This window comes from Spiroplasma endosymbiont of Atherix ibis (genome assembly GCF_964020005.1).
Lineage (GTDB): Bacteria > Bacillota_I > Bacilli_A > Mycoplasmatales > Mycoplasmataceae > Spiroplasma_A.
This window is the reverse complement of the sequence record NZ_OZ026474.1, coordinates 324,388-336,404: the sequence shown is the minus strand read 5'-3', so window position 1 is coordinate 336,404 and position 12,017 is coordinate 324,388. Positions and strand designations below refer to the sequence as shown.

The 12,017-nt window shown below is 23.0% G+C and carries 13 protein-coding genes; 1 reads left to right on the top strand and 12 read right to left on the bottom strand.

What is annotated here, in order from left to right; translation table 4 throughout:
• Positions 1-217: 217 nt before the first annotated feature.
• From AACK92_RS01865 to AACK92_RS01845, 5 genes are read right to left on the bottom strand one after another with little or no spacing between them, the layout of a single operon-like run.
• Positions 218-835 carry a deoxynucleoside kinase gene (locus AACK92_RS01865; protein WP_339021434.1) on the bottom strand — a complete coding sequence of 206 codons (618 nt, stop codon included), beginning with the start codon at positions 833-835 and terminating at the stop codon, positions 218-220.
• Positions 836-839: 4 nt separating this feature from the next.
• Positions 840-1,592 (bottom strand): pseudouridine synthase, encoded by a 753-nt coding sequence (locus AACK92_RS01860; RefSeq protein ID WP_422397879.1) that lies wholly within the window; start codon positions 1,590-1,592, stop codon positions 840-842.
• Positions 1,592-2,149 carry an SMC-Scp complex subunit ScpB gene (gene scpB / locus AACK92_RS01855; RefSeq protein ID WP_339021431.1) on the bottom strand — a complete coding sequence of 186 codons (558 nt, stop codon included), beginning with the start codon at positions 2,147-2,149 and terminating at the stop codon, positions 1,592-1,594. The genes AACK92_RS01860 and scpB overlap by 1 nt, the downstream gene beginning before the upstream one ends.
• A 17-nt stretch (positions 2,150-2,166) precedes the next feature.
• Positions 2,167-2,907 carry a segregation and condensation protein A gene (locus AACK92_RS01850; RefSeq protein WP_339021429.1) on the bottom strand — a complete coding sequence of 247 codons (741 nt, stop codon included), beginning with the start codon at positions 2,905-2,907 and terminating at the stop codon, positions 2,167-2,169.
• Positions 2,908-2,930: 23 nt separating this feature from the next.
• Positions 2,931-3,770 carry a hypothetical protein gene (locus AACK92_RS01845; protein WP_339021428.1) on the bottom strand — a complete coding sequence of 280 codons (840 nt, stop codon included), beginning with the start codon at positions 3,768-3,770 and terminating at the stop codon, positions 2,931-2,933.
• A 125-nt stretch (positions 3,771-3,895) separates the two neighbouring features.
• On the opposite strand from AACK92_RS01845, the gene ispG reads away from it, so the two are divergent.
• A complete protein-coding gene (gene ispG / locus AACK92_RS01840) occupies positions 3,896-4,969 on the top strand; it encodes a flavodoxin-dependent (E)-4-hydroxy-3-methylbut-2-enyl-diphosphate synthase (protein ID WP_339021426.1) in 1,074 nt (357 codons plus the stop codon).
• 9 nt (positions 4,970-4,978) lie between these two features.
• On the opposite strand, the gene AACK92_RS01835 is transcribed toward ispG, so the two are convergent.
• From AACK92_RS01835 to AACK92_RS01805, 7 genes are all read right to left on the bottom strand, one after another.
• Positions 4,979-5,806 (bottom strand): hypothetical protein, encoded by an 828-nt coding sequence (locus tag AACK92_RS01835; RefSeq protein WP_339021425.1) that lies wholly within the window; start codon positions 5,804-5,806, stop codon positions 4,979-4,981.
• On the bottom strand, positions 5,799-7,292 hold the full coding sequence (locus AACK92_RS01830) for a hypothetical protein (protein ID WP_339021424.1): 1,494 nt from the start codon (positions 7,290-7,292) through the stop codon (positions 5,799-5,801). Before AACK92_RS01830 ends, AACK92_RS01835 begins: the two co-directional genes overlap by 8 nt.
• Positions 7,293-7,352: 60 nt before the next feature.
• Positions 7,353-8,885, bottom strand: coding sequence for a hypothetical protein (locus AACK92_RS01825; protein ID WP_339021422.1), 1,533 nt, complete (start codon positions 8,883-8,885; stop codon positions 7,353-7,355).
• 136 nt (positions 8,886-9,021) lie between these two features.
• Positions 9,022-10,149: a hypothetical protein gene (locus AACK92_RS01820; protein WP_339021421.1), complete on the bottom strand. Its 1,128-nt coding sequence runs from the start codon at positions 10,147-10,149 to the stop codon at positions 9,022-9,024.
• A gap of 213 nt (positions 10,150-10,362) precedes the next feature.
• Entirely contained in the window at positions 10,363-10,779 is a 417-nt protein-coding gene (locus tag AACK92_RS01815; protein WP_339021419.1) for a hypothetical protein, read from the bottom strand.
• Positions 10,780-10,791: 12 nt separating this feature from the next.
• A complete protein-coding gene (locus AACK92_RS01810) occupies positions 10,792-11,139 on the bottom strand; it encodes a hypothetical protein (RefSeq protein ID WP_339021417.1) in 348 nt (115 codons plus the stop codon).
• Between the two features lie 110 nt (positions 11,140-11,249).
• Positions 11,250-11,978, bottom strand: a complete 729-nt coding sequence (locus tag AACK92_RS01805; RefSeq protein ID WP_339021416.1) for a hypothetical protein — start codon at positions 11,976-11,978, stop codon at positions 11,250-11,252.
• Positions 11,979-12,017 lie beyond the last annotated feature (39 nt).

The following is a 12,017-nucleotide window of genomic DNA, read 5'->3' as shown; positions in this document are numbered from 1 at the left end:
AAAAAAATAAAAACCTAAAAATTATTATTCTAAAAATTAGAAATTTTTTGACTTATACTTAGAATCTCTTTCAAAACTATTTTAAATTATTAATGATAAAAAATAAATGACTTATTTACAAAATAAGTGGGATTTATAATAATTTAATACTAAAAAACTAGATTAAAACTTTATATTCATACTTTAATTTATTATTTTAGTTTTATAGTAATTCATTTTACTTTTTCAAAGTAGAATCTTTTTCATAAATTTTATTCATTATGACTTTCATTTTTTCTTCTAAAACATCAGTTTCTGCATCTACTACTAAAAAATCAAACAGATGTTTTCTTTTTTCAAAAAAATTATCATAATTTTTATTTAAAACATCTCAATATTCTCTTGAAGTATCAAGTTCTTGGTATCTTCCTCTTTCACTAATTCTTTGAATTGCCTTATCTGTTGAAACTTTTAAATAAATTACTAAATCAAATTTTGCTCTATCAGATAAATTTGGAATAACAACATTTTCATAAAAATCAGTATATGTTTTATAGTCAATATCATTCATTGTTTTTGTTTCATAATTGGTTGCAACAAAAATTGGATCTTCTAATATTGTTCTATCAAAAATAACATTTTCCAATGTTTTAGCTTCAATTAATTGTTTACTTCTTGCTGTTAACATATATATTTGCATTTTAAATACATTTGATTTTCTATCTTTATAGTAATCATCAAAGTATGGATTATTGTCAATTGGTTCTGGAAATACTTTATATCCTAATTTTTTTGATATTTCCTCACTTATAGTAGATTTACCAGCACCTACTGTACCAAAAATAGCTATTCTCATATTTTTACTTATCTCCTTTAACTTTTAATGAATTATAAATTCCATAAAATTGCTTAATTTCATGAGATTTTAATTCCCTAAATTTGCCAATTGGCAATTCATCTATTGTTAAAAACTCTATTTGAGTTCTTTTTAACTTTTTCAAAAAAATATCTGCTGCTATTAGCATTTTCTTAACATGATTCTTTCTACCTTCAGCAATTGTTAATTCTATGACAGATTCATCATATTCTTCATCATATTTTAAAAGCTTTGCTTGAATTGCCTTTGTCTTATAATTATCATCTATAATAACACCATCAATAAGATGTTTAATTTGATATTTATGTACTTTACCCTTGCACAAAGCTTGATATGTTTTTCTAAACTCATATTTTGGGTGCATTACAAAATTTGCAAACTCACCATCATTTGTCATAATAAGTGCTCCAGAAACATCATAGTCTAATCTTCCAACAGGATAAACTCTTAATTTTGAATCCTTAAAGAACTCTGCTACAGTTTTTCGATCTTTTGGATCATACATAGTTGTTAGAACTAATCTAGGTTTATTAAATAAATAATAAACCTTCTCTTTTACTTCTTCTAAACTTTTATTATTAATATCAATTTTAATATTTGTATCAAATTTTGAACCAAGTTCTTTTATAATTTTGCCATTAACTTTAACTTTGCCTTGAACAATAAGTTCTTCTGCTCTTCTTCTTGAACAATATCCTCTAGTGGCAATAATTTTTTGCAATCTTTCTTCCATTATTAACCTCTAGTAAAAATTTCTTTTACTTCTTCTATTGTTTCTTTTAGTTTAGGTAATTCATCTAAACTATTTAAATTAAAATACTTTAAAAAGTCTTGTGTAACTTTATATAGCATTGGTTTTCCAACCTCATCAGATTTACCTGCTTCTTTAATTAAATTTCTTAATTTTAACTTATAGAAAATTGTTTCACAATTTACTCCTCTAATTTCTTCAACATGAGCTTTTGAAATTGGTCCTCTATAAGCAATTATAGATAATGTTTCAATGCTTGCAGTAGACAACTTTGATTCAGTTTTAATATTTGAAAGCTTTGCATAAAAATCAGCATTTTCTTTTTTTGTAATCATTCTATATCTATTTTTAGCAAATTTTTGAATATTTAATCCAGATGATTCATCTTTACTATATTTTTTAATTAGTTGATCAATTAAATCACTAATTTCATTTTCATTAATATCTCCTAAAATAAATTGAAGATCTTCAATTGAAGTTCCTTCATCTCCATTAACAAATAATAGGCCTTCAATAATTGAAATTCTTTTTTTATTATCCATAATTTACCTCCACTTTATTAATCTAAATATTTTACAATTACTTCTTCTTGATTTTGAGATAGTGTAATAAATTTTTTAGCAGCTAAATCTAATACTGCTAAAAATGTTGCTACCATCATTTTTATTGAGAATTCCTTTATTTCAATAAGTTTTCCTAGTTCAATTTCTTTCAAATTACTATTTTTAAAAAAAATTATAATATCTTCTGACACTTCTTCTGGTGATATTTCTACAGAAGTAATTGTATTAACTTCCATTTTTTTAAATTTATTTTTTTCAATAGCTCTTAAAAAGATATTTGAAAATTTTTCAATATCAATATTATTTTCTGCTAATGGTAATTTATCATCATCAATTTTTGAAATTTTTATAATACTTTTTGATTTACTAAAAGTTTTTAAAAATTCTTCTTGTTTAGTTTTAAAAAAATCTGTAACTTCTTTAATTTTATGATATTCCATTAATCTTCTAATTAATTCATCTCGTTCTTGTTCTTCATAACTTGAATCAATTTCAACTTCTTCTTTTGATATTAATAATTTTGACTTTAATTCTATTAAATAAGCAGCCATAACTAAATATTCACTTGCTATTTCAATATTTAATTCTTCATATTTTTTAATATAAGAAATATATTGTGAAGATAGTTCAAAAAGATTAATATCCATTATATCCATTTGTTTATCTTTAATTAAATGAAGTAATAAGTCTAAAGGCCCATTAAAATTATTTAATTCTATTTTATTTCATTTATCCATTTATGTACCCTTTCCTTTTAAACCTATTTTTGTTGCTTTAAATTATCTAAAGTTTTTCTAACATCTGCTTCAGATTGAATGTATTTATTTAGTGCTAAAATTATTCTACCAATAATTATAAATAATAACTGTAAAGAAAAACAAATATTGTATCTATAAGATGGGTCTACAAAATAATGTTCTATAGAATTTCGCAATCTTCTAATATAATGTCAAGCTTTTGAATAAGTTATTTGATCAAGTATATCACTTAATTTTTGAAAATCACTTATATTATTTGTTAAAAAGGAAATATCTTTTAAAAAGTCATTTGAAAATTTTAATGCTTCTATAAAATTATTCTCTTTCTTACAATATTTATCATTTAAATGTCTTGCAATATAAGTAAGCTTATCAAATATTGTATAAAGATATTTAAAACTTTCATTTTGTTGATGAAATTCTACTGAATTTACTCCATATAAAGTTTCATAATTTTTTAAAGATTTTAACTCATAAGTTTTTTCTAAAAAATACTTGAAAATACTTTTAATTTCTACAAATATTGACTGTTCAAAAAAACTATCTTCTACAAATATTACTTTTTCTATAGCTTTTTTAGTAATTGATAAATAATTATGAATATCTTCAACATTTAAATCTATCCCACTTAAAAACTTAAAATTAATATCTAAATATCTACTACTTTTTTCACAATATTCCACTAATTTTTCAACAATAGCATTATTTCTAAAAAAAGTATCATCTACATATTCTTGAATAATATCAATATATTCATTAAATTCTTTTAATGAACTATATTGTTTAGAGGCAAGTATTTTATTTATTTGAACTATATCTTTTAATGTAGTTTTTTTTGACACTTTTTCACCTCTCACTATATTAATTATACATAAAAATAATTTATACTCTTATTTTGATATCTAAAATACATATAAAGAAACAAGTGTATAATATCTTATGAGAAACAATTTGATGGTGAATAAATATGGTAAATAGAGTAAATACTAGAAAAGTAAAAGTTGGCAATATTGAAATTGGTGGTAATAATGAAGTTATTATTCAATCAATGACAACTTCAAAAACCCATGATATAAAAGAAACATTAAAACAGATAAATTCTCTTTATAAAGAAGGTTGCCAAATAGTTAGAGTTGCTGTTTTAGGAATTGATGATGCAAATTCTTTAAAAGAAATAGTTGATAACTCTCCTGTTCCAATCGTAGCAGATATCCATTTTAACTATAAATTTGCTTTAATAGCAGCTGATGCAGGTTGTGCAAAAATAAGAATTAATCCAGGAAATATTGGAATTGAAGAAAATACAATTGCAGTTGTTGAAAAATGTAAGGAGAAAAACATTCCTATCAGAATTGGAGTTAACTCTGGAAGCTTACCAAAAAATATGGTTGCTAAATATGGTTGAACAGCAAAAGCAATGGTTGAATCTCTTAGAGAACATATTGAAATTTTAGAAAAATATGATTTTAGAAATATAATTTACTCTTTAAAAGCAACAGATCCTTTAATGGCAATTAAAGCCTATGAAATGGCAAGTGAAAATTGAAAATATCCTGCGCATTTAGGAATAACAGAAGCAGGAAGTTTACTAAATGGAGCAATAAAATCTAGTTTTGGGTTAGGATATCTTTTGCAAAAAGGTATTGGAAGTACAATTAGAATAAGTTTAAGTGAAGATCCAATTGAAGAAATAAAAGTTGCAAAAAGACTACTTAATTCATTAGGGCTTTTTCACCATATGGTTGAGGTTATAGCTTGTCCAACTTGTGGAAGGTTAGAATTTTCTTTAAGAGAAGTTGTTAAAGAAGTTGAAGATTTTGTTGAAAAACTTCAGTTTCCATTAAAAGTTGCAATCCTTGGTTGTGTAGTTAATGGACCTGGTGAAGCTAGTCAAGCAGATATTGGAATTGCTGGGGGAAACAAAGGTGGAATAATTTTTAAAAAGGGAAAAATATATAAAACTGTTCAACAAGATGAATTAGTTCCAGAATTAAAAAAATTAATTTTAGAATATTATGATGAATGAAAAAAGATGCAATAGCATCTTTTTTTAAAAATGAATTTCTAATAAAAATTCCTTACTTTCATTAGATTCCAAAGAAATAATTTCTGGTTTATCTTTTATTTCATTAGATTTTTTATCAACCATATCTGGAATACCATTTCAATATTCAACACAGATAAATTCACTTTCGTTATTTTGTTTTCATAAAACTAAGTTCTTAAAGTTATTAACTTTAAGAGTAAATTCTAAATTACCATTATTTAAATATATATCTTTCCCACTAAATTTATCTGTTAAATAAGAAATATTATTAGAGAAATCAATATTTTCATTATTAATTTCTCTAATTAAGATATCTTTTTCAAGATTTTCTACTAAACCTGATTTAAATTTATTTGTAAATAATTGTTCTTGCAGTAACTTCAAATTTGAATTCTGATTAAAAATAAATCCTGGATGATGTCCTATAGAAAAATACATTTTTTCATTTTCTAAATTTTTAACAATTATATTTAAAGAAAAAATTTTTTCTTTTAAAATCATTTCTATTATTATAGAAAATTTAAAAGGATATATAGCATAAAAATTATTATTTGAAATATATTCAATTTTAACTTTACTATCACTTTTTTTAATTATTTTTCAATTATTTATTTCATTAAAAAAACCATGTCTTTTTAATCCTATTTCTTTTCCTTTGTGCTCTAAAATACCATTAATTGTCCCACAATTTGGAAAAAGAATTGGTCAAGTTTTATTTCAACTTCCATTAGCTTGATATAAAATTTCTACACCCGAATTCTTTATACTTTTAATTTCAAAAGGATTTAAATTAAATAATACTTCAAGATTATTATTAAAAATTTTATTCATTGCTTTCTTTTATTCCTTCCTCAATAAATTTAATATCTAATTTTGTTTTAGTTTTTGCTATTACCCTTTTTTTAATTAAGATTTTTAAATTTTGTGTTGCAATTTTATAGTTACTATAATCTGCAAATATTTTTTTATTCATAAAATAAAATATTAAAATTACTATAAGAATAATAACACAAGAAATTGACATAATTATTGTTGAAATATCATCAAAACCTTTTAATGCATTTTTTAAATCGAAATCTTTATTTAAAAGTTCTTCTAAATTTGAAAAATTTTTAAATATTCCAATTTTTAAATCAGATAATGTGCTTTGAATAGAATCAATAATAAAATAACTTGCAAACATAGCACTTCCATAAAATCCTGTTACTGGATTTATTTTTGCTCTATAATTTCAAAATAAACAAGCTGAAAATAAAGAATATATAATTTGATTAAAACAAATTCCTGCAATAATATTTAAAACTATAAAAATAAAAGGATTTTGAACAAAAGCCATAGCAGTATAAGTAGCAAATAATACGAACATATTTAAAAATATTAAATATTTTTGTTCAAAAAATTTTCTTAAAAGTTTATAGCTTATAACTGAAGCTATTATTGTTGGAATTAAATAAGCAAAATCATTAATTCTGAGCCATATTCTTATTACTTCATTATTGAAATTTAAATCTTTTAAATTTAATGCTATATATAATTTTATGAATAAAGAATTATTTATTGCACTTGTTATTGTTAAAAGAAAAGCTAATAAGTAAATAATTAAAAATAAGCCGTTATTTTTTTTAGGAAGATTTTCTAATATTTCTTGATCAAAAGTTTGAACCATATTTTTATTTTCTTTTGTTAAAAAACTTAAAACTAAACCTGAGCAAATCATTAAAGTCAATATAATAAATAATAAAATATTTGAAATTTTTGAACTATTTCCAATAACTATATTTAAATTACTTAAATATATACCAAAAGTTGTTGAAAAAGTTATAAAAACAAATGTTATTCAAATAGAGGGTAAAATATATATTCTATAAAAATTTTGTTCATTTAAAAATAAATAAAATAAAGTTGAGCTTGCTAAACAAAAAGAAAATAAAAGAGATACTATTATTAAAGCTCATAGTGGTAAATTAAACAAACATATTAAAAATAGTAAAACAACCATAATTAGACTACTTATTTGTATTCATATTTTTCTATTTTTTAATATACCAGTTGAAAATGTTGCAAGAGGTTTTAATATAATTAAAAAAAGTGAAGTTGTAAAAACACTTGCAACTATAAAGCTTACTGAGTTTAAAGAGTTAATTTGACTTTTTATTTGATTTCCAATAAAACCTGCTGCAATTCAGAATAAAATTATTTGAGCTATTCATAAAAATGCTCCCCTTTGTAGTTTTTCTTTCATACACAAAAAGATCATAGAAGTAATACATACTATGAATAGTAAAGGAAATAAAATTTTTAAATCTCAATCTTGCATTTTGCACCTCAATATATATTTTATTACAAATAAAAATTAAAAAGTCACTTAAATAACTTTTTAATGGGAAACTTTTTGATTTTCTTCTTTATTATTTGATATTGATTGATTTGAATAATGTTTATTAGTTTTTTTGATATCTTTTTTAATTTTTTTAATTTCATTATGAACTTTAAGTAAATAAATACTTGATTCATTGTTATATTCTTGAATAGAGTCTATAATTTCAATATTATTTTTTAATTGGAAATTATAAAATGCAATTTTCTTATATTGTTTATCATTTATTGAAATTAAATAAAATACTAAATAAATACTAAATATAGTTAACATTAAAATTGATAGTGAGATTATAGTTATATTAATTACTATTGATAAATCAAATGAAAATAAAACTTTTAAATCAATAATTTTATTTTTAACTAATTCTAAAGCTGCTTTTACAAAAATTCCAATAATTGGAGTAATTAAAGCTAATACTAAAAATAAAATTAATAATCTACTCATTAATTTAAATTTTTTATAAATTTTAGAGTTTTTTAGTGAATTTTGATCAAATTTATTGTTAATTCCAAATATTGTATTTGTGTTTTCATTATTATTTTTAAATTGACTATTAAAATCATCATGTATTTTTTTTTGCTTATTAAAATTTTCAAAGAATTTTTTTGTATTTAAAGGTCCTGTTTCAAGAGTATCAAAGTGATCTTCTTTTAAAGAAGAATTAGATATATTTTTTTCTAATTTATTTATAGTGACTTCTTTTTCAAAATTCGGAAATAATTCTTGTTTTTCATATTGATTTTTATCTTGTTTTAATAAATTAATATTTTCATTGATTATTTCTTTTTCCGAATTATTTGATTTTATTTCATTAAAAGACTCTAATTTAACTTCTTTATTTATTTTAATATTTTCAAATTTATTATTATTATTATTTACTTTTTCAATAACTTGATCTTCAGAATTTTTATTTTTTATTTGTTTATGTAATTGTTCTTGTTTTTTTTGTTCATTAAATACTCTTCTTGGAATTATTTCAGATGTTTCAGTTGTAAATTCGCCAACTATCTTTAAATTGCTAAAAGTATCATTAACGGGTGAAAGTTTTTCAAAACTTGCTACTCTTCTTGGTGTTAAATGTATGTTAATTTCTGGTGTTTGAAAATTTTCAACTAAACCAACACTAGAAGTGTTTTGTGCTTTTTCTAAAGAATCCAAATTATTTTGAATTTCCAAATTATCATTTTCTTCTTCAAAAATAACATCATCTAAAATAAATGCATTTTCTCCTGATAAATCAAAAATACTAAGATCTTCACTATCTGTCTCTGACATTATTTCTGGAAATAATGATTCAATATAACTAGTATCAGTTAATTCATTTTCAAAATTAACTTCTGGTTTTTTTTGACTTCCCTTTAATTCAATATGATTAACTTTTTGTGAATTAACAGTTAAAATTTCTTGATTTATTAAATTTTTAAGTTTCAAAAATTTAATAAATCCATAAGTAACTTGTTTTTCAATTATTTCAATTATTACATAATTTTGTTGATTATATGAAACAACCATACCCATATTAAAACCCATAATAAACACCTCTTCTAATAATTAGTATATATATAAATAAATCTTTTACAACTTGCCCCAAAAATAAGGTTATAATAAAAAAAGAAAAAATTAAATATTTCACTTATAGTAAAATATTTAATTTTTAAATATACATCTAATTAATAATTCATTCTTTTCTTGGAACTTTTACTTTATCTGTTCAATCTCCAGAGAATGCTCTTGCAAAATCATATTCTTCTAAATAAGCTAATCCATGAGTAACAAGGGATTTATTAACATGTCTATTATTCTGTCTTCCTCTATCATCATTCATTGATCACATTCCTATATATGCTAAATTTCTTACTTGAGCATAATTATATAATTCCTTTGCATCTTCAAGAGTAAATACACCTTGAACAGTATCGTTAACACCGATCATTGGAGTTGCTCCAATTAATGAATATAATTTATTAGCTTTTACTCCTATAGTACCTCAATTTTCTTCTAAAGAAGTAGCTAAATTATTTCTTGTATTTTCAATTGCTTGCTTTGCTAAATCAAAGTTTGTTTCTCCTTTTGCTTTTGCACTAACATAAATTGGATCAAAATAATCCATTAACATTAAGTTAACAATTGGAACTTGATTTTGAGATAAACCAGCTGCTTTAAATTCTTTATTGATAATGTTCATTACATTATATCCAACATTTGTTAAACCTGTTGGAAGTACAGGAAGAGTTAATGAAAAGTCTCATGAAGAATCTTTTTTCTTCATATTTGCCATTGTTTTTCCAAGTACTTTTAATTCATCTTCTTGATATTGTGCTTGACCTTCTATATCAAAATCTATTGATTTTGGCATTTTTTGTTCTTTTTTAGAATATTTTGTTGCAATTTTTGCTAAATTTTCTTGATATTTAACTAATGCAGCTTCTAAATAACTAGTAGCCTGATTAATTTCATTTGGAGTTGCAGTTGCAGTTGAACTTCTTTGTGATCCTGTCATTCTTAAAGCAACATCTCATGGATTTTTTTCTAAATATCCAACAGTAGTTGCTCCTCCATAAGCTACTTTAATATTTTCAAAATTATTTGATTCTATCATCGGTTTTAACATTTTTTCATATAATTGATATTGTTCTCAATATTCATAGTTAGCATCTTTGTTAGGAATACCTTCAATTGATAAATCTATTTCTTTATTATCACTGCTATTTACTTGTTGTACAAATGATAATGTTAAATTATTAAAACCTGAAACTCCTTTTCTAATTCCTTCAATATTATTTCCTTCATACAATCCTGAATCTAAATAAGGTGAGAAATATGTAGAACCATTTGCTTTTAATTTATTTGTAATATTTGTTTTACGATTTGGATTTGCTTGAACTCAACTTTTATATAAGCTTGCTCCTGGACCAGTTGGATGAGTTGGAGGAAATATATTTCCTCCTCCTTTGCCTGAACCTGATGAACCTCCTCCTGGATTTTCAGGATCTACTCCTGGATTTTCTTATCTTCCACTATCATTTGATTCTGGTATTAAAGTTTTATTTGCTAAAATATCATCTTTATAATCTATACCACCATTTATTTTAATTTCTTCTTTTGTTTTAGCTTCTCTTTCTAATTCAGAACTTATTTTGGCTTTTCCACTTAAAAGATCTGAGAATGAATTAGCTTTATAACCTGCACCACTTCTAATATTTTGGTCTAACTCATTTTTATCTGCTAATCCATAAATCTGTTCACCTTGTTTTGATTTTTTATTAGGTTCAAATAAAGATGGAATATCTCTTGAAATATAAAACATTGATATTTGACCTAATTTTTCTTTTTCTGCAAATTCTCTTAAATCTGCAGCATCTTTTGTTGTAAAACTATAAACTGATTCTTCAGCTCTTCTTCCAATTCATGGTGTTACTGACATTCTTCTACTTATTTATTCTGATGTATAAGAAACCGAATCATTTCCATGAATATTTTTATACATTTGTCCTCAATTAGTTCTAGTTGATTTAATTGCTTCTTCAATTAATTTTAATTCTCAATCAGTTTCATATTTAGATCCATTTTCAGGACTATTAGTTAAATATGTAATTAAATTTAATCTAAAATTCATACCTAAATATTCTATAAAATTTCATAAAGGATATCCTTCATCTCCAACTTCTTTCATTGATGTTCATTCTGGTTTAATTCCAACACCATCTTTAGTTGAAACAACTAATGATAATGTAATATCATATCCTGATTCTGATTCCATTAAAATTTTTAAAGCACTTGCCAATAATCTTTGAGAATCTCCATATTGACCTTTTTTAGCTAAATATGGTGCTGAAAAATATAAATCAAATTTATTTGTTTTATATCTATCACCAACAGTTTTAATAGTAGTTGCTAATTCTTCTGGTGTTTTATTATTAATATATGCAGTATGTCATAATGAATTTGCAAATGGTCCAAAAGATATTGTAATATTTTTTGTTTTTTTCCTGTTTCTAAAATACCTTTTTTACTTCCTTGTGAAGGAGCAGCATTTCACATAGGAAATAACTCTCCAGTATCTGAAGCATTTTGCATGAATCCTAATTTAATACCATTTCCTTCTTGATTTCCATCATTAAAGTACTTAGTAACATATTCACCTACATCATTATAAACAGCATTGTTTTTACCTTCCAATCATTTTTCTGCTTTAGCTCTATTAGCTCCTCCTACACCTTTATCTTTCATTAAATATTCTGCAGTATCTTCAACTATACCCATATCTGTATAAGGATTAAATTTTAAATGATCTTTAGTTTGAAGATATTTTTCCTTAATTAATTTATTTTTATAACCTAATGTTTTTTCAATATTAGATAAATTAGCTAAATAATTTGATTTACTTGATTTTGAATAATCAGTATACAAAACATCTTGTAATTTTTGTAATTTTACAGAAGTAGATTTTAATTTTGTAAGTTCTTCTGAAATTTGACCATTTCCCTTTCACTTATTTCCAGTTTGTAATTCAAAATCTCCAAATTTATTATCTGAACCAGTACTTGAAAAACAACTAGCAACAGAAGTTATAGGTAACGATGTTAAAGTTAATGCTCCTAAAATGCTTAATAATTTTTTCATATATAATTCCTCTAAATTATTTTCTATTTTTTAATTATA